The following is a 26,127-nucleotide window of genomic DNA, read 5'->3' as shown; positions in this document are numbered from 1 at the left end:
AACGCGACGCCATGCGCCTACTCAAACGCTACCTCGCCCGAGAAATCTTCCCCATCCTCAACGCCATCCAACAACGCCACACCCCAACCCAAATCGCCGCTTGACATCAATAGGAGCATCGAGACCCGCCTCCTGTCCCCCGCGGTGGTCGATCCTGTCGAGTCCCGGCTTCCTGACTTCGGTTCGGTGGTCGAGTTTGTCCAGACCGCGTCTACGACGGCCGGCTCCGCCCTTCTGCGAGCAGTTACGGACGTGGACTCCGGTCTCCAACACGCATCCCCCTGGTGGGCCAGGATTCATTGCGAGCGCTCCCCCAAGCTGTCGTAGAGAGTCGATTTCACACTACAGCGCAGGTCAGTTCTTCACCTTTGCAAGGAGAGAAGAATGCCTTGCCCGTAGCGAGGAGAGGGCCGGCTCGCGCCGAGATGTCGGTCCGCCCTTTCGTGAAGGTCAAGCCAGCGGCTCGGTTCGTTGGCTGCCGAGGCGCGAATACTCGTGCTGCGTGCGCGCCTGCCGAGTACGCCAAACATATTGCTGGGCTTGGCGTTCCGGGAGTAGCCGGGGACAGATAGGGCACGTTTCACGTGAAACATTGCCTTCTGGCGGTATTTTTCGTTGCGCGCGGGCCTGGTCGGTCTCTGGCCTGCGCGGTCGATCGGCGGCCCGGCACTCGGTGGCGTGCTCCTTGCCGTCGCCGTGGTTTAGCTCCGGAGACTCGGAAATCGGCCGAGTACCGCCAGCGCGGATTCGCCACGGGCCGGGGCCACGGTTGTGGTGGCGTCGTGACCTACGGTGGACTGGCCGTGACCCTCAAAGTCCTGAGATGGCCTGGGTCGTGGTCTCGGACGTTGGTGTTTGGGTTGGGTGTTGGGGTCTCGTCGGGTTCGACCACCGTGGTTGGTCGGTGGTGTTGACGTTACGTGGGTGCTGAACGTGGATGTTTGGGTTGGGTGTTGGAGGGGGGTCTCGACGGGCTCGACCACCGTGGTCTGGTCGGAGGTGTTGGCGTTACGTGGGTGCTGAACGTGGGTGTCAGGGCTGGGTGGCGGGGGTCTCGACGTGTTCGAAGGACGTGTCGAGTGATGGGAATTGCTGCGGAAATGAGGTCGCGGCGGACCTGGGCCCCGTGTTGGGCGGGTTGTGAGGTTCGGACCGAGGATATGATCACGGCGCCCTGACCAAACAATTCAAGGGATAGTGTTGCGTTTCACGTGAAACATTCGCGTTTGGCGGGAACTTCACAGGCCTGGACGTCCGTTCTTTTCGGCGCTCATTTCATGCGGGACGTGCACTCTGGCGAGGTCGGATCCGTAATCCGGGAAACGTGCACTCGTCCCCTCTGAGCAGGAAACGTTTCGGCGGGTCCGAGCTTCCAGTTGTGTGTGACCCTACGGTGTCGGTGGAAGCACTCCCCCGCCGTGCACTGCGACGACGCGTCCATGGCTCCGAGATTCCGGTTGCCGTTCCACAACGTCCCGAGCCGGGCAAAGAAATCGAAGGTACGCCGTCATTCGTGAGAGGTCAACAAACACTCGCGGGGATCCTTCCTGGATCCATCGACGGACGGAATGGAAGCTGGAGCACTCAATGTCGCGATTGCCATGTTTGACAGGCGGGGTGATCACACGCACGTCATTTCAGAGAATTACTCGTATTAGAGCCCGAAATGGTCGAAAATGCGCCCAAAAACGACTATTTTGAACCGGGCGAACGGTGCTTAGGATCGTTCCTGACGAGCTGAAAACGCTGAGTTTTCGACTCAAATTTCGACGCTTCACTAGTTTCGCGAGTTTTCTCAGGTGGGTTCAGGGAGTCCCCAGGCAACTCACTGGAAGCCGGGTCGACCATTTCGGCACCGGGAACCGAGTCCGGTAACGAAATCAATGAGTTTGGATGCTCGAGGCGAACCAAGCGCGCTGCCCGCCGTGCCCGCTTCAGGACCGGGACGCCCGGGAATGTTTCACGTGAAACGTCGACGTGAGGGTTGCGGCCTAGTTGTCGGCGAGGGCCGCGGAAGCGAGAGCCTCATAGACGGCGCCGAGGGACTGCCCGGATGCCTCGATCGTCTGCGGTACGAGACTCGTTTCCGTGAGTCCGGGGAGCACGTTCGCCTCGAGGAACCACGGTGTTCCCTCGTCATCGACGATGAGGTCGATTCGTGAAATGTGGCGGAGCCCGAGAAGCGTGTGCACGGCCACGGCGGTCTCGGCCACTCGGGCGGCCACCTCCGGAGAAATTCGCGCCGGGGTATAGAAGAGAGTGTCGCCGGCGTTGTAGCGCGCCTCGAAACTGTAGACGCCGACCAAAGGAACGATCTCCACCGCCGGCAGCGCGGTCGGACCGGTGCCGGTGTCGATGACCGTGACGGCCAGCTCGGTTCCGGTCACCTTCTCCTCGACGAGCGCGACATCGGCATAGGTGTACGCGTCAACCATGGCCCTCGGTAGCTCGGCCGATGTCTCGACGATGGTGACCCCCTGGGCCGAACCACCCTCCGCCGGCTTGACGACCAGTGGCGTGGGGAGAGCCGTGAGCAGGTGTTCGAGCACGCTGGCCGCACCCAGATCCCGAAAGGTCTCCTTCGAGAGAGCGATCCAATCGGGAGTCGAATAGCCGGCCCTGCGCACGAGTTCCTTGGCCGTGGGCTTGGACCAGGCCAGCCCGGCGGCTCCGCCACGCGAGCCGACATGGGGGATTCCGGTGGTCTCGAGCAGGGCGAGAAGCGCACCGTCCTCGCCCGTTGCGCCGTGCACGACGGGCCAGATGACATCGGGGTGCCGGTTGGTCAGGTCTGCGAGTAAGCCGGCCTGGGGGTCGAGGACGGTCACGGTGTGGCCTCGCGTCGTCAGCGCATCCGCGACCCGGCGCCCCGAGCGCAGGGACACATCGCGTTCGTGCGAGATGCCACCGGCGAGAACGACGATGTCGAGGGCTGCTAATTCGCTCATGATCAGGAGTTTTCCTTGTTCTGGCCGGTGAAGCGCTGGTCTAGGAGATGTCAGGGGGTGGGGAACTGAAGCGAGCCTTCTCGCCGTGCGGGTTCAGGGACCCCGTGCCCGCGAACGTCTCGAGAAGGTCGAGCTCGTCCCGGATGACGGTGGCCAACCGACGTATTCCAATTCGGATATGTTCGGGCGTCGGGTAGCAAAAGGATAGGCGCATATTCTGGCGACCGTCCCCGTCGGCAAAGAAAGCCGTGCCCGGAGTGTAGGCGACGAGCTCCTTGACTGCCCTGGGCAACATGGCCTTGGAGTCGAGCCGGTCGGGCAGCGTCGCCCACACGTAGAAGCCGCCGTTGGGGTTCGTCCAGGTCAGCTCGGGGAGGTATTCCTCCAGGGCGCCGAGAAGAGCGTTCTTGCGCTCGTGGTAAACGCCCCGGAAGGTGTTGATCTGGCCCTTCCAGTCGGCCGTGGAGAGGTACTCGGAGATGACCAGCTGGCTGAAGGAACTCGGCGAGAGCACGGCGGCCTCGTTGGCGAGCACGAGCTTCTCGCGGATGGCGTGCGGAGCGAGCGCCCAGCCCACCCGGAAGCCGGGAGCGAGGGTCTTGGAGAAGGTGCCCAGGTAGACGACGCCGTCCTGCTCGAGCGAACGCATCGCATCCGGGGCCGGCTGGTCGAAGTAGAGCAGCCCGTAGGGGTTGTCTTCGAGCACCAGAATGTCGTTGCTGCGGCAGATTTCCAGGATCTCGATCCGGCGGGCCCAACTCAGCGTCACGCCGGCGGGGTTGTGGAAATTGGGGATCGTGTAGAGGAACTTGATCGTCTTCCCAGCAGCCCTGACGGCCGTGATGTGCTCGCGCAACGCCTCCGGAATGAGACCGTGCTCGTCCATGGGAACGTGGTCGACCTCGGCCTGGTACGACTTGAAGATGACCATGGCCGTGACATAGCTCGGGCCCTCGGAGAGCACCACGTCGCCGGGGTCGAGGAAGAGCTTACTGACGAGTTCGAGGGCGTGCTGGGAGCCGGTCGTGACAACCACGTCATCGGCGTGCGCACGGATGCCTTCCAGCGCCATGACCTCGAGGATCTGCTCCCTGAGCACGGGAACTCCCTGACCAGAGCCGTATTGCAGCGCTGTGGGCCCTTGCTCGCGCATGACCCGTTCCATGGCGTTGACCACCAGGTCCGGCGGCAGGGCGGCCACGAAGGGCATTCCTCCAGCGAGTGACACAACCTCGGGGCGCGACGCGACAGCGAAGAGGGCCCTCACCTCGGAGGCGCGCAGCCCGGCGGCTCGCTCGGCGTAGTGGTGATACCACGGGTCGAGATTGTTGCCGGCCTGGGGGGAACCCTGTGCGCTCACGTCACTTCCGTTCTGGTGTGGCTTCAATCGTAGGCGGTGTCGTGCGGGGCCCGCTCCTCACGCAGCCTTCCCCCGAGCGTACAAGGCAGGCGGAGGCCACGTTGGGCGCTTGAGCCCCGCGGGGACGGAAAAGACCCGCCCGGCCGGAGCCGGGCGGGTCTTCGCGCCTGAGGGGCCGTGGCCCGCTCGGTGGCTAGGCCAGGTATGCGGCCAGGTCGGCTACGAGGGCGACCTTGGGCTTGGCGCCGATGACGGTCTTGACGACCTCGCCCTTCTGGAACACCTTCATCGCGGGGATCGACGTGATCTGGTACTTCGCGGCGAGGGCCGGGAAGTCGTCGACGTTGAGCTTGACGATGTCGATCTTGTCGGCATTCTCGCTCGCGATCTGGTCAAGGATCGGGCTGACGGCGCGACACGGGCCGCACCACTCGGCCCAGAAGTCGACGAGGACGGTCTTCTGGTTGTTGATGACTTCCGTTTCGAAAGTCGCGTCGGTAACGGCGCGTGCAGACATGTAGTTGCTCCTTAGTTGTTGACGGTTACGAGTTCGGTCTCGCCGGCGTCAGCCAGCAGGTCCGCGGGAAGGGAAGCCAGGTAGTGCTCGGCATCGAGGGCGGCGACGGTACCGGATGCGGCGGCGGTCACGGCCTGACGGTAGGTCGGATCGATGACGTCACCGGCGGCGAAGACACCGGTCTGGCTGGTCTTTGATGAGCGACCGGCGACGGCGATGGTGCCTTCCGCCGTCAGGTCGAGCTGGTCGTGGACGAGGTGGGTACGCGGGTCGTTGCCGATCGCGACGAAGACTCCGCCGAGGGGGAGGCTGGTCTCCTCCGCGGTAACCGTGTTGCGCAGGCGTAGGCCGTCGACGGCCTCGGCGCCGGTGATCCCGACGACCGCGGAATTCCAGATGAACTCGATCTTCGGGTTCGCGAACGCGCGCTCCTGCATGATCTTCGAGGCACGCAGGGTGTCCTTACGGTGCACGACGTAGACCTTGCTGGCGAACCGGGTCAGGAACGTGGCTTCCTCCATCGCGGAGTCTCCGCCGCCGATCACGGCGATGGTCTTTTCCTTGAAGAAGAAGCCGTCGCAGGTGGCGCACCACGACACACCGCGCCCGGAAAGTCGCTCCTCGTCGGGCAGACCCAGCTTGCGGTACGCGGAGCCCGTGGCGAAGATGACGGCCAGTGCCTCGTGGGTCTCGCCGGAGCCGAGGGTGACGGTCTTGGTCGCGCCGGTGAGTTCCAGGGCGGTGACGTCGTCGTAGACGACCTCGGTGCCGAAGCGTTCGGCCTGTTCCTGCATCTTGGTCATCAACTCGGGGCCCTGGATCCCGTCGGGGAAGCCGGGGAAGTTCTCCACCTCGGTGGTGTTCATCAGTTCACCGCCGGCTTCGACGGAACTGGCGATCAACAACGGCTTCAGATTCGCGCGGGCGGCATAGATGGCCGCGGTGAAACCGGCCGGTCCTGAGCCGATGATGATGATCTGGCGCACGCGGGAACTCCTTTGAATGAGGGGGCAGGGCAGTAGATATTCGCCTCGCTGCCGGGTACAACACATCCTAATCGGATGCTATTCCGACGCCCCGGTCGGACCGTTTGGCTCACAGCCCGCTCACATCGAGCGTGACGGAGCATCGGCCCGTGGGGGTCAGCGGCGAAGCCGGCCGACCAGCGGGGCGAGGAAGCCGCGGAGTTCGCTGCTGCGCATGAGCACGAGCAGGCCGAAATAGAGGGCCGACATGACGGTTCCGATCATCAGCATCGCCGCGATCGCCTGAGCCTTGCCGGAGACAGCGAAGCCGTTCTCCTGGGTGCCCCCGAGAACGTAGAGCAGCGCGAGGCCGAGCAGGATGGGCGGCACGGCGGCCGTGAGGTACTTCACCAGGCTGCGGATGATGCGCCGGCCGTCGATGCCCCCGAGCCGTCCGCGCAGGAGCCAGGCAGCGAATCCGGCCTGGGCGATTCCGGCGAGGGTGACGGTGAGGGCGATTCCGGCCGCGATCCACTCACTCGGCAGCAGGGCGCAGCCGAGCACGCCGATGATGACGAGCACGACCTGGAAGAGCGTGAAGAAGAACGGCGTGCGGGTGTCACCGAGCGCGTAGAAGGTGCGCTGGATGACGAAGAGGATGCAGAAGGCGACGAGGCCGAGGATGTAGGCGACGATCACGTTGCCGGTGCTCTGCACCTGGTCGAATCGGGAGACGAAGACGGCGGCGAACGGATAGGCGCAGACGGCGATCACGGCGGAGGCCAGCACGATGATCAGGGTCGTCCCGCGGATGGCGGAGGACGCATCCGTGCGCACCAGGTCGAGCTTGCCGATGGAGGCGTGCTCGCTCATCCGGGTGAAGTACGCGGTGGCGACCGAGACCGTGATCACCGAGTGGGGCAGCATGAAGATCAGCCAGGCGGTGTTCAGCACGGCGACTGACGCGTCGGTGTCGCTGGCCAGGGTCACGACCCGGGTCTCGACGATGCCGGCGAGCGTGGTGAGCAGGAGCATCCCGAACGTCCAGCTCGCCATCTTGCCGGCCGCCCCGAGACCGACGCCGCGGAAGTGGAAGTCCGGGCGGTAGCGGAGGCCGATCCGGTGCCAGAAATAGAACAGCACGACTGCCTGCAGCGCCACGCCGAGGGTCGCACTGCCGGCCAGCACGGCAATCATCCCGGGCGTGAACTCGCCCGCCGCACGAACGCCGTTGGGGTCCGCTCCATAGAGGGCGGCGAAGATGAGCAGGCCGGCGATCGCGACGACATTGTTCAGCACCGGCACCCAGGTGAAGGGGCCGAACGACTTGCGTGCGTTGAGCACCTCACCGAGCACCGTGTAGAGGCCGTAGAAGAAGATCTGCGGGAGGCACCAGAAGGCGAACGCGGTGGCGAGGGCAAGCTGTTCCGGCTTGAAGTGGGGGCCGTAGAGCACCGTGAGAACCGGGGCAAGCGCCGTGGCCACGAGCGTGGTGACGCCCAGGATGACCAGGGCGAGCGTGACGAGCTTGTTGATGTATGCCGTACCGCCGTCGGCGTGCAGGCTGGCGCGCACGATCTGGGGCACCAGCACCGCAGTGAGCACGCCGCCGGCGACGATCACATAGACGGTGTTCGGCAGCTGGTTGGCGACGGCGAACGCGTTGGTGCTCTGGCCGACCTGGCCGATCACACCCACGAGCACGATCAGCTTGATGAAGCCGAGGATGCGGGACACGATCGTGCCAGAGGCCAGAAAGGCGCTCGCACGCCCGATACTGCCGGTCTTAGGCATGCGGCTCCGTTTCAGGTGCGCTCGGGTCAGGTGCGCTCGGGTCGGGTTCGCTCGATGGAGTCGCGGAGACCTCGGACGGGGCCGCGGAGTCGGTGGAGTCGGCCTGGCCCACCGCTGCTTCTGGTGCGTCGCGCTCACGGCGGCGGCGCAGCACATTGCGCCAGACCCCGAAGCCGAAGAACAGCACGACCAGAACGGCGAAGATCAGGGCGCCCAGGCCCTCCCAATCCGCGCGGACATTGATCGGGATGAACGCGGGCTGGTCGATCATCGTTCCCGCCGGGGTGAACAGGGTCACGCGCAGGGTGACGGCTCCGTTTCCGACGGCCGAGGTGACCGGTACCAGCACGGTGCGTGCGGACTGGGCCTCGATGGTGGATTCGACGTCGCCGCCGACGAGAAGGCGACCGTTGGAGGGGACAACCTGCACCCGCACGGTGACGGCCTGGCGCAGGGCGTTGTCGAGCGTGACGGGGATGTCCACCTTGCTGCCGACGACGTTGATCGGGCCCTTGGTCGAGACGGAGACGGAGCTGAGCAGGACGGAGGAATCGACGAGGTTCGTGCCGACGTTGTCCCGCCAACTGCTGGGCTGGGAGGCCCAGGAGTTCGCGAGGAGGGAGAGCAGGGTGAGGCGGTGGGTGCCCGTGATGCGGAGGGGATCGGACAGGGCGGAGGAGAACGCGACCACCTCGTTCTCGCGCAGCATCAGCCGCTGGGCAAGGTCCACGCGCTCGTCCGGTTCCGACTTGCTCTTGAACGTGACGTCCGTCGTGGTGGCGGCGCGTGCGGCGGTAAGGGTCGCGGGTGCCTGCCAGGACAGTGCGGCCATGGCGTCCAGGGTCTGGCTGAGCCGCGCCGCCGTCGACGGCCAGCCGCGGTCGAAGGTCGCCAGCAGGGTGCGGGTCGTGCCTGGCTTCTCCGCCGAGACCACGGCGAGCTGTGAACTGACCTCGGCCATGGCCTCACGCCAGTCTTCGTCCGTGGTCGACAGGGCAGCCGCGCGCAGGGCAACCCCGAGGGGATCGTCGGCGACGAGGCCGGTGCCTGACCCGGCGCCCAGGGCGATGGCGGTGTCCGGGGTGAGATCACGGTCGGTCTGGGTCGTGTTGCGACCGGCCAGGATCGTGCTGGTGAGGCCGGATGCGACGAACACGGGGAGATCCGCCGCGGCGACGGATCCCTCGTGCGGCCAGCCGATGTCGGTGGCGGTGTAGTTCCAGGCCAGCAGCTGTTCCGTGGTCGGCGGGGTGCCGTCGACCGGGCCGACCGGCTGGGGGGCGGTCGGCGTCGGGGCTGGGGTGCCGGTCGGAGCCGGGGGATCGGTGGCGGGCGGAGCAGTGCTGGGAGGCGTGGTGGCAGTCGCGGTGGGCGACGGCGTGGCGGCGGTCGCGGGGGTGGACGTGAACAGTGCGGGGTCGATGGCCTGGTCGAAGGAGGTCGGCGCGAGGAGGGTCGAGGCTCCGGCTTGCGTCTGCACGGAGAGGTCGGCATCTGCATAGCTGAGCGGGAATATTTCGTTTGTGGCCGCGGCCAGCCGGTTGAGCCAGGCGACGGCGCTCGGCGGAGCAGAATTCCCCAGGATTCGGATGGACACGATGATCTGCGGATCGATGGCGATGGCGACCGGCCGGTTGATCACACCCTCGAGCTGGCGAGTGAGCACCCCGGTCGGGCCCGTGAACGTTTCGAGTGCCTTCCCGGGAATCAGCCCGGTCGTCTGTTCCGGTGCCGTGATGGGCATGACCACGGCGACGTTGACCGGGGTGAGCTCCTCGTTGGAGTACCAGACGAACGTCCCACGGCCCTGGGCCTTGACGTCGCCATCGTCGGTCAGGGTCACGGCGATCCCCCGGGCACCCCAGGCGTTCCCGGTGGTGAGGCCAACGGAATCGGCCGGCACGGTGAGAGTGAGGATTTCGCTGCTGTTGGGTTGCACCGGCGCCTTCATCGCCTCACTCAGCATCAGGTCGCCCGGCTTTCCGGCCTTCGCGGGGCGCAGCCAGTTGTCGAGGCTGGTGCGACTGGTGAGGGCACGCTCCGCGAGGTAGACGTCAAGGGTGCCGGCGGCGACGGGGTCGTCGGTCCCATTCGTGATGGTGACCGTGACGGCGAGGTCTTCGCCCGCGTGCAACGGCTTCAGCAAGACCGGGGCGACGGCGATGGTGACCGAGTTCGCGGAGACGGCGCTGAGGGCGGCGGGCGCGGCAGCGGCGGTCGGAGCCGCGGGCGCGGCGGCGGCCGAGAGGGGCGCGGCCACGGCCAGACCGGCGGCGACGACCATCCCGAGCAGCTTCCTGAGCGACCGACGGTGATCGTGCCGCCGTTCACGGAGCGCGGGCCGACGCGCAGGAATTGAGTCGGCCACCATGTAGGGGATTCTACGGCGTGCAGGCTGGGATATCCGGCCCGGGACCGGCGGCGACGCGCCCAGCAACTAACATGGGGGTCATGCAGAGCGTCGCAACAGCCCTCACGCGGCTGGGCGACCTGGCTGCCACTCCCCCGGTGTCGACACTGGCGAACGCCTTCGCCGCGGCCGGGCACGAATTGGCCCTGGTCGGCGGACCGGTGCGGGACGCGTTCCTGGATCGCCCGATCAACGACCTCGATTTCACCACGGATGCCACCCCGGACCAGATCCTTGAGATCGTGAAGCCGATTTCCGACGCCCACTGGGACATCGGCCGGGCGTTCGGCACCATCGGAGCCATGGTCGCCGGGGAAACCGTCGAGATCACCACCTACCGGGCCGACAGCTATGACGGGCAGACCCGCAAGCCGGAGGTCGTCTTCGGATCGAGCCTCGAGGACGATCTGCTCCGCCGCGACTTCACCGTGAACGCCCTCGCGCTCCGGCTGCCCGGACTGACCCTCGTCGACCCGGCCAATGGCATCGACGACCTGATCGCCGGAGTGCTCCGCACCCCGATCTCACCCGAGATGTCCTTCGGTGACGACCCGCTGCGGATGATGCGAGCCGCCCGGTTCACGGCTCAGCTGGGTTTCCGCCTCGACATTGACACCGCGGCAGCGATGGAGGCGATGAGCGAGAGCATCCGCAACATCTCGGCCGAACGGGTTCGCGAGGAACTGTCCAAGCTGCTGCTCGCCGACAGTCCGCACGGCGGGCTGGAGCTGCTCGTGGACTCCGGTCTGTTCGACCTGGTGCTGCCTGAGTTCCCGGCGCTGCGGCTCGAGGTGGACGAACATCACCACCACAAGGACGTCTACCAGCACACGCTCACGGTGATCGATCAGGCCATCGGCTACGAAAAGGCACGCGGCAGTTTCGATGGGCCCGACCTCATCGTGCGGCTGGCGGCGCTTCTCCACGACATCGGCAAGCCGGCGACCCGCAAACTCGAGCCCGGCGGAGTGGTCAGCTTCTATCACCACGATCTGGTCGGGGCGAAGCTGGCCAAGAAGCGCCTCCGCGCGCTGCGCTTCGACAATGACACCATTTCCGCGGTGTCCAAGCTGATCGAACTGCACCTGCGGTTCTTCGGCTACACCGAAGGGGCCTGGACGGACGCGGCCGTGCGCCGCTACGTGCGGGATGCCGGCGACCAGCTCGAACGCCTGCACATCCTCACCCGCGCGGATGTCACGACCCGCAACCGGCGTAAGGCCGACCGGCTCGGTTTCGCCTACGACGACCTCGAACAGCGGATTCGCGAACTTGCCGAACAGGAGGAGATGGCCGCCGTGCGACCGGACCTCGACGGCGAACAGATCATGGCGATCCTCGGTGTGCGCCCGGGCCGTGAGGTCGGCGAGGCCTACCGGTTCCTGCTCGAGCAGCGCCTCGATGACGGCCCGCTGGGTGAGGAAGAGGCCACGCGGCGATTGCAGGCCTGGTGGGCCGGGCGTGGCGAGTAGCCGGCGCATTCCGCGAATGACACGAACCGCACGAGTCGGTCCCAGTCGGTCCTAGTACACACCGCCGGCTACTTCTCCACAGGGGCGGTGGGTGGCGGTTCCGCACCAGGGGTGGCGGACTCGGTATCGGGCACGGTCCTGACGTCAGGATCGCCGCGTGGACAGGGCGCGGAGGGCGTCGGGTCGGCTAGGTGGCGAATGGCCGCGGTATCCGGTAGTCTTGGCAGGTTGTCTGCGTGCCGGAATCCCGGCCTCCGCCTTCGACACATGCACAACCCTCCTGTTGCAGAGATTCTGCAGCCGTTTAGTCCGAAGGAGGTGGGTTAGTCATGCATCAGTACGAGTTGATGGTTATCCTCGATCCCGAGATCGATGAGCGCACCGTAGCTCCCAGCCTTGACAAGTTCCTCAACGTTGTTCGCAACGATGGTGGAACCATTGACAAGGTTGACGTTTGGGGTCGCCGCCGTCTCGCATACGAGATCAACAAGAAGACCGAAGGCATCTATGCCGTCGTCGACTTCACCGCGAACGCTTCTGCGACGGCCGAGCTCGACCGCCAGTTGAAGCTGTCCGAGGCAGTCATGCGCACCAAGGTTCTCCGCGCAGAAGAAGGCATCGCCCAGGTTGCCGTCGCGAGCAAGCTTGCCGCCGAGAAGGCCGCCCGCAAGGCAGCCAACCCGAAGGTCATCGCAGCCAAGGCTGAAGCCGCCGCTGCCGCTCCCGCCGCCAAGGTCGCCGCATCCGTGAAGCCCGCATCGGCAGTTGCCGCCGCGGCCGTCAAGGCTGTTCCGGCCAAGGTCGAGGCTCCTGCCGCGACGGAAGCTGACGCTCCCGCCGCTGCCGTGCCCGCCGACAAGGCAAGCGACAAGTAACCCGTGGCCGGCGAGACCGTAATCACCGTAGTGGGCAACCTCACCAGCGACCCGGAGCTGCGTTACACGCAGAACGGACTGGCGGTTGCCAACTTCACCATCGCATCCACTCCGCGCAATTTCGATCGCGCATCCAGTGAGTGGAAAGATGGTGAGTCGCTGTTCCTGCGTGCGAGCGTCTGGCGTGAATTCGCCGAGCACGTGGCGGGTTCACTGACCAAGGGTTCCCGAGTCATCGCTACCGGGCGTCTCAAGCAGCGTTCCTACGAGACGAAGGAAGGCGAGAAGCGCACGAGCATGGAGCTCGAGATCGACGAAATTGGTCCTTCCCTGCGCTACGCCACTGCTTCGCTCACCCGCGCGCAGTCATCGTCGTCACCTCGTGGCGGCGGCGCACCTGCCGTCTCTGGAAACGACGAGCCCTGGGCAGCCAGCACTCCCGCCGCGAACACCGGCGGAGATGTCTGGAACACCCCGGGCAACTTCAGCGACGAGACACCCTTCTAAGCCAGACCCTCGGGTCCCTGGCTGAAAAACACTTCTTAAGAAAGTAAGGAAATCATGGCTGGAAAGTCGAGCGGCGACCGCCGCAAGCCGCTCCGCGGAGCTAAGGGTGGCAAAAACGCCGCCCCCGCGAAGTCGATCCGGGTTGGTGTCATCGATTACAAGGATGTCCCCACCCTTCGCAAGTTCATCTCGGAGCGTGGAAAGATCCGCGCCCGTCGTATCACCGGTGTCTCCGTCCAGGAGCAGCGTCTGATCGCCCGTGCCGTCAAGAACGCCCGTGAAATGGCGTTGTTGCCTTACGCCGGCTCAGGCAGGTAGGGAACCCACATGTCAAAAATCATTCTGACGCACGAGGTCTCCGGCCTCGGTGCACCCGGTGACATCGTCGAGGTGAAGAACGGGTACGCCCGCAATTACCTTTACCCGCAGGGTTTCGCCGTGTCCTGGACCCGCGGTGGCGAGAAGCAGATCGAACAGATCAAAGCAGCTCGCGTCGCCCGTGAGCACGCCACCCTCGAAGAGGCACAGGCACTCAAGGCCGGCCTCGAGAACGCCAAGGTCAAGCTGGTCGTCAAGGCCGGCGAAGGCGGGCGCCTCTTCGGTTCCGTCAAGCAGACCGACGTCGCCGAGGCAGTCGCGGCTGCCGGACTCGGTGCCATCGACAAGCGCAAGATCGAGCTCAGCCCGATCAAGATGACCGGTGAGCACAAGGCAACGGTTCGTCTTCGTGACGAGCTCAGCGCCACCATCACACTGCTGGTGGTAGCCGCCAAGTAAGCAGTACCGCACGAGTAGCGGTGGGTTCCGAAAGGAGCCCACCGCTACTTCTGTTTAAGTCGACTGATACTCCGGTTTCGGCTGACGTCACCCCCCAGTTTCGGGGGCATTTCAGATGCTGAAAGCGGGCTTTTGTACACAGGCACACCCCTGAACTAACAACGTTCAAGGCGTAGTTGAGGGATGTTTTTACACACAGCTGTGAATAGATTTATGTGCTGGTCAGAAGCTATTTATTTGGCCAAGCTCTTAAGTTGTCCACAGGAGAGTGCACAGGTTGTGCACACGAGACACGGCGTTTCGCCCAGTTTTCCCACAGGCTTATCCACAGGGTGGTTTGGCCGCGGTTGAGACGCGTCCGTATCGTGGGCACGCGGCCGATTTCAAGGTGTGCACGGGGTGCCGGCGGGTGTTGTCGGTGGGCCCTGATAGACCAGCACCAGGAACAGAAGGAGGCACGGGTGTCGATCGCTCACTTGGGTCTGGCAGACAAGCGCGGCGCGGATGCGCGCGGCGGAGCAGAGACCCGCACCCTCCCTCACGACCTGCTCGCGGAACAGAGCGCACTCGGCGGCATGATGCTGAGCAAGGACGCCGTCGCGGACGTCGTCGAGACCGTTCGAGCCGCTGACTTCTACATTCCCAAGCACGAGATCATCTTCGACGCGATCCTTTCGCTCTACGCGCAGGGTGAGCCGACCGACGTCATCGCGGTCACCGACGAGCTGACCAAGCTCGGCGAGCTCTCCAGGGCCGGCGGCGCCGACTACCTGCACACCCTGACCAGCCTGGTTCCGACCGCGGCCAATGCGGGTTTCTACTCGTCCATCGTCGCCGAGCGCGCCCTGCTGCGCCGTCTGGTCGAGGCCGGAACCCGCATCGCTCAGATGGGCTACTCCGGCGAGGGCGAGGTGCTCGACCTGGTGAACACGGCCCAGGCCGAGATCTACGCCGTCACGGGCGGCACCGAGACCGAAGACTACGTTCCCCTGACCGACGCCGTCACGGCCGCGATCGATGAGATCGAGGCGGCCAAGCTCAAAGACGGCCAGATGACCGGCGTGCCCACTGGTTTTGCCGATATGGATGAGCTCACCAACGGCTTCCACCCCGGCCAGCTGATCATTGTGGCCGCCCGCCCGGCCCTGGGTAAGTCCACTCTCGCGCTCGACTTCGCCCGCGCCGCGTCGATCAAGCACGACATGCCCAGCATCTTCTTCTCGCTCGAAATGGGCCGAAGCGAGATTGCGATGCGCCTGCTCGCGGCCGAGGCATCCGTGCCGCTGCAGAGCATGCGTAAGGGCTCCGTCGACGCAAGGGACTGGACCACCATCGCGGCCACCCGCGGCCGGATCAACGACGCCCCGCTCTACATCGACGACAGCCCGAACATGACGCTGGTCGAGATCCGGGCGAAGTGTCGCCGGCTCAAGCAGCGGGTGGGCCTGAAGATGGTCATCATCGACTACCTGCAGCTGATGACGTCGGGCAAGAAGGTCGAGTCCCGTCAGCAGGAAGTCAGTGAGTTCTCGCGGGCGCTCAAGCTCATGGCCAAGGAACTTCAGGTTCCGGTGATCGCGCTGTCCCAGCTCAACCGTGGCCCTGAGCAGCGCGCCGACAAGATGCCCGCCATTTCCGACTTGCGAGAGTCCGGTTCGCTCGAGCAGGACGCTGACATGGTCATCCTGCTGCACCGCGAGAGCGCCTACGAGAAAGACAACCCGCGCGCCGGCGAGGCCGACCTCATCGTCGCCAAGCACCGTAACGGTCCGACCCGCACGGTCACCGTCGCATTCCACGGCCATTACTCGCGCTTCGCCGACATGGTTCCGGGAGCCTAGGCGGTCATATTCGCCGAGCGGCAAACGATCACCGCTACGCTACGAACGGGGCGTAAGTGCCGCGCAAGCGTTCGGAACGGTCCGTGCTCGCTCGCGGCCGGGCGTCACGAAGGAGAACGCGCGTGAAGGTTGGCATCGGTCGAGAGCGACATGAGGGCGAACGCCGCGTCGCGGCGACACCGGAGACGGTGGCCCAAATGACGAAACTGGGAGTCGGTGTCCTGATCGAATCGGGCGCAGGTACCGCGGCGGGTCACCCCGACGCCGCCTACATGGAGGCCGGCGCATCCGTCGTCGCCGAGTTGCCGGTCGTCGAGCTTGACGTGTACTGCCACGTTCGCCCGCTCACCCCGGAGCGTGCCGCTCAAATGCACCCCGAGATGATCACCATCGGCCTGGCCGCACCCGCTGCCGAGCTGCCCACCGTGGCCGCCCTCGCGAAGGCCGGGGTCACCGCGTTCGCGCTCGAGCTGGTGCCGCGTATTTCCCGGGCCCAGTCGATGGATGCCCTCACCTCCCAGGCGCTTGTCTCCGGCTACCGCGTGGTGCTCGAGGCCGCCATTCGCTTCCCTCGGTTCTTCCCGCTGTACATGACCGCGGCGGGAACCATTCCGCCCGCCCGCGTGCTCGTGCTCGGCGCCGGTGTCGCCGGGCTCCAGGCCATTGCGACCGCCAAGCGGCTGGGCGCCCGGGTCTCCGCCTACGACGTGCGGCCGGCCTCGGCCGACGAGGTCACCTCGATGGGCGGAACCTTCATCACCCTCGACCTGGATGCCGTCGAGGGCGTTGGTGGGTACGCCCGCGAGCTGAGCGAGGACAGGTCGATCCGTCAGCGCGAGCTGCTCGCTCCACACGTGGCCGCCGCCGATGTGCTGATCACCACGGCCGCGATCCCCGGTCGCCCCGCGCCCCTGCTGGTGACCAGCGAGATGGTGGCCGGCATGCGGATGGGTTCGATCGTCATCGACCTGGCCGCCGAATCGGGCGGCAACGTCGAGGGCGTTGTGGCCGGGCAGGACGTCTCCGTGCGCACCCTGGCCGATGACGGCTTCGTCACCCTGGTCGGAATGAAGGACCCGGCGTCGACGATGCCCGCGGACGCCTCGAGGCTCTACGCCAAGAACGTGGCAAACCTCCTCGCCCTGATGACGCACGACGGCGAGGTCTCCCCCGACTTCACCGACGAGGTCATCGCCGGCGCCTGTCTCACCCACGCCGGCGAGGTCAGGCACGCGCCGACCGCGGCGGCCCTGAACGGAGAACACTGATGGATCCCGTCACCCTGCTGACCGTCGTCGTCCTGGCGGTCTTCGTCGGCTTCGAGGTCGTCTCCAAGGTCTCGAGCACGCTGCACACGCCCCTGATGAGCGGGGCGAACGCCATCCACGGAATCATCCTGATCGGCGCCATCACGGTCGCCGGTCAGAGCCTGAACCCGTGGCTGCTCACCGTGGCCCTGATCGCCGTCGTGCTCGCCACGGCCAACCTGGTCGGCGGCTTCGTCGTCACCGACCGGATGCTCAAGATGTTCGCCCCCCGCAAACCGGCCGGCGCTGACGCGAAGGACGCAACGAAATGAGCCTGCTCTCCCCCGAGTGGACCGGCCTGCTCTACCTGGTCGCCGCGGTCTGCTTTATTCTCGCCCTGAGGGGACTGTCGTCGCCGAAGACCGCCCGCCGCGGCAACCTGATCGGTGCCGCCGGTGCGCTTCTCGCCGTGATCACGGTCTTCCTTTCCGCCAGGATCGAGAACATCCCGGCCATCCTGATCGCCATCGCGGTCGGTTCAGCGATCGCAGCCCCGATCTCACGGCGGGTCGAAATGACCCAGATGCCCCAGCTCGTCGCCCTGTTCAACGGCGTCGGTGGCGGTGCGGCAGCACTCGTGGCCATGCTCGAACTGGGCAGCAGCGAGAGTCCGTGGACCAAGGTCGCCGTGGTCTTCACGATGCTCGTCGGTGCCGTTTCCTTCTCCGGCTCGGCCGTCACCGTGGGCAAGCTGCAGGGCCTGATCAGCTCCCGCCCCCTCGTCTTCCCCGGGCTCGCCCTCGTGATGGGCGGAATCGTGCTCGCGGCCCTCGTCGCCGGCGGATTCGTCGTGGCCACCGGTGCCCCTCTGTGGGCGGTCATTCTGCTCGTGATCGGGCTCGTGGTCGGTGCTCTGCTCGTGCTGCCCGTAGGCGGCGCCGACGTTCCGATCGTCATCTCGCTTCTCAACGCGTTCACCGGCCTCGCGGTCGCCGCCTCCGGCATCGTGATCGGCAACCTGCTCCTCGTCGTCGCCGGCACCCTCGTCGGGGCCAGCGGTACCATCCTCACCAGGGCGATGGCCTCGGCGATGGGCCGAGGGGTCAGCGGCATCCTCTTCGGCGCGTTCAAGGGCGGTTCGACCGCGGGGTCGACCACTCAGAGCGACCGCCCTGTGCGCACGTCCAACCCGGAGGACGTGGCCGTGCTGCTCAACTACGCCCAGCGGGTCGTCATCGTGCCCGGCTACGGCCTCGCCGTCGCCCAGGGCCAGCACACGATCGCCGAACTGGCCACGACGCTGGAGGCCCGCGGCGTCGAGGTCGTCTTCGCCATTCACCCGGTGGCGGGGCGGATGCCCGGCCACATGAACGTGCTGCTCGCCGAGGCGAACGTGCCGTACGAGTCGCTCCGCGAAATGGCCGAGGTCAACCCCGAGTTCAAGAACACCGATGTCGCCCTCGTCGTCGGCGCCAACGACGTCGTCAACCCCGCGGCCAAGACGTCACCCGGCTCCCCGATCTACGGCATGCCGATCCTCGACGTGGGCGACGCCCGCCAGGTCGTCTTCCTCAAGCGGTCGATGCGCCCCGGATTCGCCGGGATCGAGAACGAACTCCTCTACGACCCGAAGACCAGCCTGCTCTTCGGCGACGCGAAGGATTCACTGACGAAGATGCTCGGCGCCGTCAACGCCCTGTGACCGGCGGGCCGTCGGGGCGGGGGTCGGCCGTCGCCGCAGCCGGCGGTCGGGGCTGCCAGCGGCGGGCCGACCGGAGCCTCGGCGCGTAGACTGATCCAGTCCAATCCCGTTACGAAAGAGGTCGCCGCGTGGCCAATGTCCAGGCACAGAGCGCCCTCGGAGCACGGTACTGGACGGTTCCGATCGTGCGCGCCGCCATCGCGCTGGTCCCGGCCGCCGCGATCACCTTCAACGCGAACCACTCGGCCGAATTCGGACTCTTCGCCTTCGGCGGATTCGCCCTGCTCAGCGGCCTGGCCATTGCCCTGCTCAGCCGTCGAACCCTCGCCGACCCGCGGGATCGCTCGCTCTTTCTAGTGCAGGGTGCCGTCGGCGTCACGGCCGGCACCATCGCCCTCCTCTTCCACGGCGGCGGGCTCGGTTTCTTCCTCTACCTCGTCACCGTCTGGGCGGCCGTGACCGGTTTTGCCGAGCTCTACAGCGGCATCCGGGCACGGCGGCGCGACCCGGGGGACCGTGATTGGATGCTGGTCGGGGCGTCGACAGCCGTGCTGGCCCTGGTCTTCCTGCTCCTGCCGCCCAACGCGGTCGTGTCGGTCGGCCTGCTCGGCGCCTATCTCGTGCTCCTCGGTGTCTACCTCGTCATCGCCGGGCTCTCACTCAAATGGGCGTCGCCCGCCTCGCGCGCCGACCCGGCCTCACCCAACGATTCGGACACCCTGTGACCCAGAACACCCCACGCAAGCCCAGCCGCTCCGAAGTACTCAAGCCCGCAGAACTCGTCGGACTGTCCGGCGTGATGGCGCTCTTCCTCGGGCTCGTGATCCTGATGAGCACGCGCGAACCGGTGCTGGCCCTGATCGGCTTCGGCGTCACCTTCATCGTCGTGCTCGTCGTGATCGCCATGCTCGTGCTCGGAATGAAACCGAACGACGCGGAGAAGACCGACCTGGACGAGCAGAACAAGGGCCTCTGACTCCTCCGCGGGTGGCGCGGCGCTCCGCGGGCGGCGCACCACCCGCGGAGCGGCGCACCACCCCCGCGACTCCCGCTACGGGAGGTAGTCGACCAGGGAGTCGGCCAGCCCGACGTACGCCCCAGGAGTGAGCGCGAGCAGCCGCGCCTTGGCGTCGTCGCCGATCTCGAGTGCGCCGACGAAGGCGATCAGGTCGGCCTGGTTGATCCGCTTGCCTCGGGTGAGCTCCTTGAGCAGCGCGTAGGGGTCCTCGATGGTGGACCTTCCGGCGGAAACCTCGGCGCGGATGACGGTCTGGATCGCCTCGCCGAGGATCTCCCAGTTCGTGTCCAGGTCGCCGGCCAGCAGGGCACGGTCGATGTCGATCTCGCCGAGGCCGCGCACGATGTTGTCGAGGGCCAGGAGGGAGTGGCCGAAACCGACGCCGATGTTGCGCTGGGTGGTCGAGTCGGTCAGGTCACGCTGCAACCGTGAGGTGACCAGGGTCGCGGCGAGCGAATCGAGGATCGCGCTGGACAACTCGAGGTTGGCTTCCGCGTTCTCGAACCGGATCGGGTTGATCTTGTGCGGCATCGTCGACGATCCGGTGGCCCCGGCCTGGGGAATCTGGCGGAAGTAGCCCAGGGAGATGTAGGTCCAGACATCCGTGGCCAGGTTGTGCAGCACCCGGTTGGCGTGGGAGACCCGCGAGTAGAGCTCGGCCTGCCAGTCGTGCGATTCGATCTGGGTGGTGAGCGGGTTCCAGGTCAGGCCGAGGCCTTCGACGAACTCGCGGGAAACGGTCGGCCAGTCAACGGCGGGGTCCGCGGCGACGTGCGCGGCGAATGTGCCGGTGGCGCCGCTGAACTTGCCGAGGTACTCTCCGGCGGCGATCTGCTTCTCCAGGCGCTCGAGCCGGTAGACGAAGACGGCGAGCTCCTTGCCGACCGTGGTGGGCGTTGCCGGCTGGCCGTGAGTACGGGCGAGCATGGCATCCGCCCGGTATTCGAGGGCGCGGAGGCGGAGCGCGTCGATGGTGGCGCGGAACTTCGGCAGCCAGACCTCGTGCACGGCAGCGCGCACGGTCAGGGCGTAGGAGAGGTTGTTGATGTCCTCGCTGGTCGCCGCGAAATGGGTGAGCTCGCTGATGTGGTCGAGGCCGAGCGTGCCCAGGCGACGGCGCACCAGGTACTCGACGGCCTTGACGTCGTGGCGGGTGGTTGCCTCGAGTACGGCGAGCTCGTCGATCTCGGCCTGGCCGAAATCGGTCACCAGGGCGCGCAGCGCGGCCTTCTGCTCCCGCGACAGCGGCGCAGACCCGAACAGGCTCCGTTCGGTGAGGGTGATCAACCACTCCACTTCGACCTGCACGCGGGCGCGGTTGAGGCCGGCCTCTGACAGGTACTCCCCCAGTTCGGTGACGGCGGCGCGGTAGCGGCCGTCGAGTGGGCTGAGGACCTGGGGTGGTAGCGGACTCATCGGACTCCCTGTCTAATTGCGGGCGCAAGCTGCGCGAAGAGGGCGTGGTTTGCCCCCTCAATCATGCCTAAAACCGAGTCAAACAGCGCATCGTCGGAATAGTAGGGGTCGGGAACGTCGATCAGAGGCGCCTGTACCGGGTCGAAACTGAGCAGCAGGCGCACCTTGTTGCGGTCCCGCTCGGTCGTCGCCCAGTTGTGCAGGATGCGCTCCTGGGCCCGGTCGAGCACGACCACGAGGTCGAGGTCGGCATACCAGTCCGGATCGAACTGGCGGGCCCGGTGATGGCTGCCGTCGTAGCCCTGCCGGGCGAGCGCGGCGATCGTGCGCTCGTCGGCCTGCTCGCCGACGTGCCAATCACCGGTGCCGGCCGAGCTCGTGGTGATCAACCGGCCGAGACCGGAGCGGGTGACCAGGTCGCGCAGCATCACCTCGGCCATCGGTGAGCGACAGATGTTGCCCGTGCAGACGAAGATGATGCGGAATGGCATCGACTCATCCGGGGTGAGCGCCGCGAAAGTCATTCCTCCATTGTGGCCCGACTACCGGTCCTCCACAGCCGCCGGTCGGGAGGACATTTGATGAACTCTGGGCGTGCGTGCGGGCGGGTGGCGTGCGCGGTGGAATCCTGTGAGCCGGGTCCCGCATCGGGGCCCGGTCTGGGAGGTGCACCGGTGAGCCACGGCGCCCGATCATGACCGGAGTTTTTACGACCGGCCCGACCTCGCCGGGCCCGATCTCGACCGGCCCGAGCGTGCTCGAGGACCCCGGCCGACGTGAGCGGCGCCTGGCCGAATTGCGCCGGCGCCGGACGCTGCTGCGCGCGCTCCGCGACGACATCGACCTGGTCTGGCGCGGTCTGGTGCCCGCCGAGGTCGATGGGTCCTGGCGTTCGGCAGCCCAGCGCGAATACCTGGAGCGGCGCGGCGAGCTTGCCGGCGAGCTGCGCCGAGCCTGCCGGGAGCTCGACGACGCGCTCGACGCCGTGAATGCGGCGATCGCGCTCATCGTCGCGTCACCGTGACCGATCCCGGCGCACCGGATCCCGGGGCGCCCGCCGACGGGCCCGGGGAATCCGCCGCCCTCATCGTCTCCGGCGGCGGCAGCACCATGGTGGCCACGGACGCGCTGCTGGCGGAGGCGGCGACCATGCGAGGGCTCCAGGCCGCCGCCGAGGCGTGGCAGGACCGGTTGGAGCGCATCCGATTGCTCGACTCGGAGCCGCTACCGGCTCCCCAGTGGTCGGACGGCGACGCGAGCCTGAGCACGTTCGGGGCGCAGACTGCCATCCACGGTGTCGGCGTGCGAAGTCGCACCCTGGCCGATGCCCTCGTCTCTGCCGCGGAGGGTTACGGTCGGGCCGAGCGCTCGGCGGAGTTTTTCGCCGGGGTGTCCGGGGTGTGGCTCGGCCACGCGCTCGGCCGGCTCGCCCCATTCCTGGCGCTGGCCGCCATTCCGGCCCTCACCGGCGGAACCATCGCCTGGCTCCTCGCCGGCCTGGCCGGCGGCCGGGGGCCCCAGGGCACGGCGGAACCAGCCGGCGGGTGGTTCGCGGGCAGCCCGCGGGTGCTGACCAATCCACTGCTCCCCGCGGCGGTGCGGGTGCTCGCCTCGTCGGTCGACGACCTCGCGGCCGGCCTGACCGCGGTTCCGTTTCCGGTGTCCTTCGCGCTGGGCGACCAGGGTGCCCGGCTGCTCGGGGTGACCACCTCCGCCGCCGGGGTCCTCGCGGTGGCCAGGCCGTTCGGCCTTCTCAGGGAGACGAGCATCACGGTCGCCAGGGCCGGCCGGCCCGTGGCCGCCGGTCCCCCGACCGGCTTCGGTGACCTGGCCGCCCGGATCCCGGCGGCGGTCAGAGGCGGGCCGCAGGTGCGCGTCGAGCGGTACGGGTCGGCGCAGGCGGGAGCCTGGGTCGTCTACATCGGCGGCACCGCCGAGTGGAGTCCTGGCGTCACGGGCGAGCCCTGGGACCTCAGCTCCAACGTCGCCGCCGTCGCAGAGGCGGGTGCGGGTTCCTACCGGGCCGTCGTGGCGGCGATGCGGGAGGCCGGGGTGCAACCCGCCGACCCCGTGCTCCAGGTCGGACACTCCCAGGGTGGACTCATCGCCAGCCAGGTGGCGGCATCCGGGGAGTTCAACACCGTCATGGTCGCGACCTTCGGCGCCCCGAACGGCCAGGTCTCGGTGCCGGACGGGCTCGTCGTCGTGGCAACCGAGCACCTGGACGACCTCGTTCCGGCCCTCGGCGGGGTCGCCGACCAGACGGCCGACCGGTTGGTCGTGCGCCGGGAGGTGTTCGCCTCCGAACCGGTGCCCCGTGACCAGGCGCTGCCGGCCCATGAGCTGGTCGCCTACCGGGAGACCGGGCGGCTGATGGACGCCTCACCGGAACCACGGCTGCGCGACTTCAGGGCCGCGATGGCGACCATGCTCGGCGGATCACCGGGAACGATGTCCCGGTGGCGAGGCCGGCGGGCCGGAACGTGACCCGGCTAGCGGCGGGGAGTGGCCGGGCGGGCCAGGATGCCGAGCAGCCAGCTGACAATGCCGAGCACGAGCGCGCCCAGCACGCCCCAGCCGAAGCTGTCGACGACGAGGCCGAAGCCGAGGGACTCCGAAATCCACGCGACGAGCATCAGCAACAAGCCGTTCACGACCAGAGCCATCAGGCCCAGAGTCAACACGTAGAGCGGGAACGCGACGACCCGCACGATGCCACCGATCACTCCGTTCACAAACCCGAAGATGAGGGCGATCAGCAGAAAACTGACGACAACGGCAGCGGTGTCGGGCGCGTAGGGCACCACCCTCACCCCGACAACGAGCAGGGTCGTGACCCACAATGCGACGGCGTTGAGGATCAGCTTGATCAGGAATCTGGCCATACCTCCACTATGACACCGGATGCCGGGCCCCGCACCGCATTGCACTCTACGCATATGCCCCGGCGTAGAATCGGCGAGTGAGCCCTTCAGACCAGCCCTCGGTCCGCCTGCGCCCCGAGATTGTCGCCCTCCCCGCCTACCGGCAAGGACAGGCCGCCGCGGCCACGGCGTTCAAACTCTCGAGCAACGAGAACCCCTTCGACCCGCTCCCCGGCGTCATCGAGGCGGTCGGCGCCGAGACGGCGTACAACCGCTACCCGGATGCCTCGGCCCTCGCCCTGCGCGAACGCCTCGCCGCGAAGTACAAGATGAGCGTTGACGAGGTGCACGTCGGCGCAGGGTCGGTCGCGCTGCTTGCCCAGTTCATTCTCGCCGCGGCCGGGCCCGGCGACGAGGTGCTCTACTCCTGGCGGTCCTTCGAGGCCTACCCCAGCCTCGTCACGGTCGCCGGGGCGACCAGCGTCCGCGTGCCGAACCGGGACGACCACGGCCACGACCTGCCCGAGATGGCCGCCCGGATCACCGAACGCACCCGCGTCGTCATCGTCTGCAGCCCGAACAATCCGACCGGCACCATCGTCACCGCCGACGAGTTCGAGGCGTTCATGGCCGTCGTGCCGAACAACCTGCTCGTGCTCCTCGACGAGGCCTACGCCGAATTCGTCACCGACCCCGAGGCGGTGAGCGGCCTGCCGCTGCTCAAGCGCTACCCCAACCTGGTCGTCCTGCGCACCTTCTCGAAGGCATACGGGCTGGCCGGCCTGCGGGTCGGCTACGCCCTCGGCCAGGCGCCGATCCTCGACGCCGCCCGCGCCACCGCGATCCCCCTCTCGGTCACCGGGGTTGCCAGCGCGGCCGCGATCGCCTCGCTCGCGGCATCCGACCAGCTGCTCCGGCGGGTACGAACGCTCGCGGAGCGACGCGACGCGGCCTGGCGGGTGCTCACCGACCAGGGCTGGAACATCCCGAAACCCCAGGGGAACTTCATCTGGCTGCCGGCAGGAGAGGAAACCACCGACATCGCGGACGTCCTGTCCGCCGTCGGTCTGGTCGTGCGACCGTTCCCCCCGGAGGGCATCCGGATCTCGATCGGCGAGGAAGAATCTGTGGAAAAGCTCGTGTGCATGTGCGCGGACATTGTCGATGACCTACCGACCGACCACCCGGCCCGGCGGATAGGTTAGGACGGTGTCAGCGACCCCGAACGCCTCGCCTACGGTGCAACTGCTCTCCCCCGCGGGTGTTTTCGCGCCCAGCGACGCCGCCGCAGAGTTCCTGCCCTACCTCGACCGGCTCACCGAGGCCGACTACCGCCGGTTCTACCGCGACATGGTCGTGATTCGCCGGTTCGATCAGGAAGCCGCGAACCTGCAGCGCCAGGGACAGCTCGCCCTCTGGGTGCCCAGCCACGGCCAGGAGGCCGCGCAGGTCGGCTCCGCCTACGCCACGCGCCCGCAGGACCACATCTTCCCGTCCTACCGGGAACACGTCGTCGGCATGATCCGCGGCCTCGACATGGTCGACATCCTCCGGATGCTGCGCGGGGTCACCCTCGGTGGCTGGACGCCCGAGGACCACGGCAACTTCCACCTCTACACGCTCGTTCTCGCCTCGCAGACGCTGCACGCCACGGGCTACGCGATGGGGATGCAGCTGGACGGCTCGACCGCGACCGGCAACCCCGAGACCGATCAGGCCGTGATCGTCTACTACGGCGACGGCGCATCCTCACAGGGCGACGCCAACGAGGCCCTGGTCTTCGCCGCCAGCTACCAGACCCCGCAGGTCTTCTTCCTGCAGAACAATCACTGGGCAATCTCCGTGCCGGTCACCCGGCAGTCGCGCACCCCGCTCTATCTGCGGGCAGGCGGCTTCGGCATCCCGGGCACCCAGGTCGACGGCAACGACGTGCTCGCCAGCTTTGCCGTGACGGCCAAGCACCTCGACGACGCGCGCGCGGGCAAGGGCCCGGCCCTGATCGAGGCGTTGACCTACCGGGTCGGCGCCCACACCACGGCCGATGATCCCACCAAGTACCGGGATCCCGAGGAGCTCGCCTACTGGGTGGCCAGGGACCCGATCGTGCGCTTCCGCGCCTACCTGCAGGGGCTGGGCGTCGAACAGGAATTCCTCGACGCCGTCGACGAGGAGGCCGACGACCACGCCGCCGACGTTCGGCGACGGGCCCTGGAGATCCATTCGCCGGACAAGCACGTGATCTTCGACAACGTCTACGCCGAACCACACCCGCTGGTGCAGGAGCAAGAGGCCTGGCTCGAGCGGTACGAAGCATCCTTCGAAGGAGGCGACGAATGAGCGACACGATTGTTTCCACTGCCCTGGACCCGGCCAACGCACCGACCCTCGGCGATTCCGCGGCCCCGGCCGTTCCG

At 67.1% G+C, this 26,127-nt stretch carries 23 protein-coding genes and 1 pseudogene; 15 read left to right on the top strand and 9 right to left on the bottom strand.

Annotated elements, in window-relative coordinates; translation table 11 throughout:
* Positions 1 to 1,991: 1,991 nt before the first annotated feature.
* The 6 genes from QMG61_RS14675 to QMG61_RS14650 all read right to left on the bottom strand — a co-directional run bounded on the left by QMG61_RS14675 (position 1,992) and on the right by QMG61_RS14650 (position 9,955).
* Complete coding sequence (locus tag QMG61_RS14675; RefSeq protein ID WP_283495075.1) at positions 1,992 to 2,948, bottom strand: D-alanine--D-alanine ligase family protein; 957 nt, start codon at positions 2,946 to 2,948, stop codon at positions 1,992 to 1,994.
* 40 nt (positions 2,949 to 2,988) lie between these two features.
* Positions 2,989 to 4,308, bottom strand: coding sequence for an aminotransferase-like domain-containing protein (locus tag QMG61_RS14670; RefSeq protein WP_283495074.1), 1,320 nt, complete (start codon positions 4,306 to 4,308; stop codon positions 2,989 to 2,991).
* Positions 4,309 to 4,501: 193 nt separating this feature from the next.
* On the bottom strand, positions 4,502 to 4,825 hold the full coding sequence (gene trxA / locus QMG61_RS14665; protein ID WP_283495073.1) for a thioredoxin: 324 nt from the start codon (positions 4,823 to 4,825) through the stop codon (positions 4,502 to 4,504).
* 11 nt (positions 4,826 to 4,836) lie between these two features.
* Entirely contained in the window at positions 4,837 to 5,811 is a 975-nt protein-coding gene (trxB, locus tag QMG61_RS14660; RefSeq protein WP_283495072.1) for a thioredoxin-disulfide reductase, read from the bottom strand.
* 156 nt (positions 5,812 to 5,967) lie between these two features.
* The gene (murJ, locus tag QMG61_RS14655; RefSeq protein ID WP_283495071.1) at positions 5,968 to 7,584 is read right to left on the bottom strand and encodes a murein biosynthesis integral membrane protein MurJ; all 1,617 of its coding nucleotides are present in this window, start codon (positions 7,582 to 7,584) and stop codon (positions 5,968 to 5,970) included.
* Entirely contained in the window at positions 7,577 to 9,955 is a 2,379-nt protein-coding gene (locus QMG61_RS14650) for a DUF6049 family protein (protein ID WP_283495070.1), read from the bottom strand. The genes murJ and QMG61_RS14650 overlap by 8 nt, the downstream gene beginning before the upstream one ends.
* Before the next feature lie 80 nt (positions 9,956 to 10,035).
* Here QMG61_RS14650 and QMG61_RS14645 point away from each other — a divergent pair, with 80 nt between their 5' ends.
* The 11 genes and pseudogenes from QMG61_RS14645 to QMG61_RS14595 all read left to right on the top strand — a co-directional run bounded on the left by QMG61_RS14645 (position 10,036) and on the right by QMG61_RS14595 (position 19,391).
* Positions 10,036 to 11,466 carry a CCA tRNA nucleotidyltransferase gene (locus tag QMG61_RS14645; protein WP_283495069.1) on the top strand — a complete coding sequence of 477 codons (1,431 nt, stop codon included), beginning with the start codon at positions 10,036 to 10,038 and terminating at the stop codon, positions 11,464 to 11,466.
* Between the two features lie 329 nt (positions 11,467 to 11,795).
* Positions 11,796 to 12,164: pseudogene (rpsF, locus tag QMG61_RS17455) on the top strand (30S ribosomal protein S6); the annotation flags it as partial.
* Positions 12,165 to 12,344: 180 nt separating this feature from the next.
* Complete coding sequence (locus QMG61_RS14635) at positions 12,345 to 12,848, top strand: single-stranded DNA-binding protein (protein ID WP_283495067.1); 504 nt, start codon at positions 12,345 to 12,347, stop codon at positions 12,846 to 12,848.
* A gap of 54 nt (positions 12,849 to 12,902) precedes the next feature.
* Positions 12,903 to 13,166 (top strand): 30S ribosomal protein S18, encoded by a 264-nt coding sequence (rpsR, locus tag QMG61_RS14630; RefSeq protein ID WP_035835236.1) that lies wholly within the window; start codon positions 12,903 to 12,905, stop codon positions 13,164 to 13,166.
* A gap of 9 nt (positions 13,167 to 13,175) precedes the next feature.
* Positions 13,176 to 13,625 (top strand): 50S ribosomal protein L9, encoded by a 450-nt coding sequence (gene rplI / locus QMG61_RS14625; RefSeq protein WP_283495066.1) that lies wholly within the window; start codon positions 13,176 to 13,178, stop codon positions 13,623 to 13,625.
* A gap of 461 nt (positions 13,626 to 14,086) precedes the next feature.
* Complete coding sequence (gene dnaB, locus QMG61_RS14620; RefSeq protein WP_283495065.1) at positions 14,087 to 15,466, top strand: replicative DNA helicase; 1,380 nt, start codon at positions 14,087 to 14,089, stop codon at positions 15,464 to 15,466.
* Positions 15,467 to 15,588: 122 nt separating this feature from the next.
* On the top strand, positions 15,589 to 16,734 hold the full coding sequence (locus tag QMG61_RS14615; protein ID WP_283495064.1) for a Re/Si-specific NAD(P)(+) transhydrogenase subunit alpha: 1,146 nt from the start codon (positions 15,589 to 15,591) through the stop codon (positions 16,732 to 16,734).
* A complete protein-coding gene (locus tag QMG61_RS14610) occupies positions 16,734 to 17,045 on the top strand; it encodes an NAD(P) transhydrogenase subunit alpha part 2 (RefSeq protein WP_283495063.1) in 312 nt (103 codons plus the stop codon). The genes QMG61_RS14615 and QMG61_RS14610 overlap by 1 nt, the downstream gene beginning before the upstream one ends.
* Positions 17,042 to 18,415 carry an NAD(P)(+) transhydrogenase (Re/Si-specific) subunit beta gene (locus tag QMG61_RS14605; RefSeq protein WP_283495062.1) on the top strand — a complete coding sequence of 458 codons (1,374 nt, stop codon included), beginning with the start codon at positions 17,042 to 17,044 and terminating at the stop codon, positions 18,413 to 18,415. Before QMG61_RS14610 ends, QMG61_RS14605 begins: the two co-directional genes overlap by 4 nt.
* A 128-nt stretch (positions 18,416 to 18,543) precedes the next feature.
* Positions 18,544 to 19,140 (top strand): DUF308 domain-containing protein, encoded by a 597-nt coding sequence (locus tag QMG61_RS14600; protein WP_283495061.1) that lies wholly within the window; start codon positions 18,544 to 18,546, stop codon positions 19,138 to 19,140.
* On the top strand, positions 19,137 to 19,391 hold the full coding sequence (locus QMG61_RS14595) for a hypothetical protein (protein ID WP_283495060.1): 255 nt from the start codon (positions 19,137 to 19,139) through the stop codon (positions 19,389 to 19,391). The genes QMG61_RS14600 and QMG61_RS14595 overlap by 4 nt, the downstream gene beginning before the upstream one ends.
* Positions 19,392 to 19,466: 75 nt before the next feature.
* Here the strand turns inward: QMG61_RS14595 and purB are convergent, their stop codons facing one another.
* A complete protein-coding gene (purB, locus tag QMG61_RS14590; RefSeq protein ID WP_283495059.1) occupies positions 19,467 to 20,849 on the bottom strand; it encodes an adenylosuccinate lyase in 1,383 nt (460 codons plus the stop codon).
* Complete coding sequence (locus tag QMG61_RS14585; RefSeq protein ID WP_283495058.1) at positions 20,846 to 21,373, bottom strand: low molecular weight protein-tyrosine-phosphatase; 528 nt, start codon at positions 21,371 to 21,373, stop codon at positions 20,846 to 20,848. Before QMG61_RS14585 ends, purB begins: the two co-directional genes overlap by 4 nt.
* Positions 21,374 to 21,543: 170 nt before the next feature.
* On the opposite strand from QMG61_RS14585, the gene QMG61_RS14580 reads away from it, so the two are divergent.
* Together QMG61_RS14580 and QMG61_RS14575 are read left to right on the top strand one after the other, a co-directional pair.
* Positions 21,544 to 21,873, top strand: a complete 330-nt coding sequence (locus QMG61_RS14580) for a hypothetical protein (protein WP_283495057.1) — start codon at positions 21,544 to 21,546, stop codon at positions 21,871 to 21,873.
* Entirely contained in the window at positions 21,870 to 23,336 is a 1,467-nt protein-coding gene (locus QMG61_RS14575; RefSeq protein ID WP_283495056.1) for a hypothetical protein, read from the top strand. The genes QMG61_RS14580 and QMG61_RS14575 overlap by 4 nt, the downstream gene beginning before the upstream one ends.
* Positions 23,337 to 23,341: 5 nt before the next feature.
* Here QMG61_RS14575 and QMG61_RS14570 read toward each other — a convergent pair whose 3' ends face one another.
* Entirely contained in the window at positions 23,342 to 23,734 is a 393-nt protein-coding gene (locus QMG61_RS14570; protein WP_283495055.1) for a phage holin family protein, read from the bottom strand.
* Between the two features lie 77 nt (positions 23,735 to 23,811).
* Between QMG61_RS14570 and QMG61_RS14565 the strand changes: the two genes are divergently transcribed.
* Complete coding sequence (locus tag QMG61_RS14565) at positions 23,812 to 24,918, top strand: histidinol-phosphate transaminase (RefSeq protein ID WP_283495054.1); 1,107 nt, start codon at positions 23,812 to 23,814, stop codon at positions 24,916 to 24,918.
* A 4-nt stretch (positions 24,919 to 24,922) separates the two neighbouring features.
* On the top strand, positions 24,923 to 26,050 hold the full coding sequence (locus tag QMG61_RS14560) for a thiamine pyrophosphate-dependent dehydrogenase E1 component subunit alpha (protein WP_283495053.1): 1,128 nt from the start codon (positions 24,923 to 24,925) through the stop codon (positions 26,048 to 26,050).
* The last annotated feature ends 77 nt before the right edge of the window (positions 26,051 to 26,127 follow it).

The organism is Cryobacterium sp. PH31-AA6 (assembly GCF_030063195.1).
Lineage (GTDB): Bacteria > Actinomycetota > Actinomycetes > Actinomycetales > Microbacteriaceae > Cryobacterium.
The sequence above is the reverse complement of the archived record's forward strand: the minus strand, read 5'-3'. Positions and strand labels throughout refer to the sequence as shown.

Excerpts from the sequence above, each read along its gene's own strand:
- QMG61_RS14580 (WP_283495057.1), top strand. The coding sequence starts at position 21,544 with ATGACCGGAGTTTTTACGACCGGCCCGACCTCGCCGGGCCCGATCTCG.
- rplI (WP_283495066.1), top strand. The coding sequence starts at position 13,176 with ATGTCAAAAATCATTCTGACGCACGAGGTCTCCGGCCTCGGTGCACCC.
- QMG61_RS14645 (WP_283495069.1), top strand. The coding sequence starts at position 10,036 with ATGCAGAGCGTCGCAACAGCCCTCACGCGGCTGGGCGACCTGGCTGCC.
- rpsR (WP_035835236.1), top strand. The coding sequence starts at position 12,903 with ATGGCTGGAAAGTCGAGCGGCGACCGCCGCAAGCCGCTCCGCGGAGCT.
- murJ (WP_283495071.1), bottom strand. The coding sequence starts at position 7,584 with ATGCCTAAGACCGGCAGTATCGGGCGTGCGAGCGCCTTTCTGGCCTCT.
- QMG61_RS14610 (WP_283495063.1), top strand. The coding sequence starts at position 16,734 with ATGGATCCCGTCACCCTGCTGACCGTCGTCGTCCTGGCGGTCTTCGTC.
- purB (WP_283495059.1), bottom strand. The coding sequence starts at position 20,849 with ATGAGTCCGCTACCACCCCAGGTCCTCAGCCCACTCGACGGCCGCTAC.
- QMG61_RS14675 (WP_283495075.1), bottom strand. The coding sequence starts at position 2,948 with ATGAGCGAATTAGCAGCCCTCGACATCGTCGTTCTCGCCGGTGGCATC.
- QMG61_RS14570 (WP_283495055.1), bottom strand. The coding sequence starts at position 23,734 with ATGGCCAGATTCCTGATCAAGCTGATCCTCAACGCCGTCGCATTGTGG.
- QMG61_RS14585 (WP_283495058.1), bottom strand. The coding sequence starts at position 21,373 with ATGACTTTCGCGGCGCTCACCCCGGATGAGTCGATGCCATTCCGCATC.
- QMG61_RS14650 (WP_283495070.1), bottom strand. The coding sequence starts at position 9,955 with ATGGTGGCCGACTCAATTCCTGCGCGTCGGCCCGCGCTCCGTGAACGG.
- trxA (WP_283495073.1), bottom strand. The coding sequence starts at position 4,825 with ATGTCTGCACGCGCCGTTACCGACGCGACTTTCGAAACGGAAGTCATC.
- QMG61_RS14605 (WP_283495062.1), top strand. The coding sequence starts at position 17,042 with ATGAGCCTGCTCTCCCCCGAGTGGACCGGCCTGCTCTACCTGGTCGCC.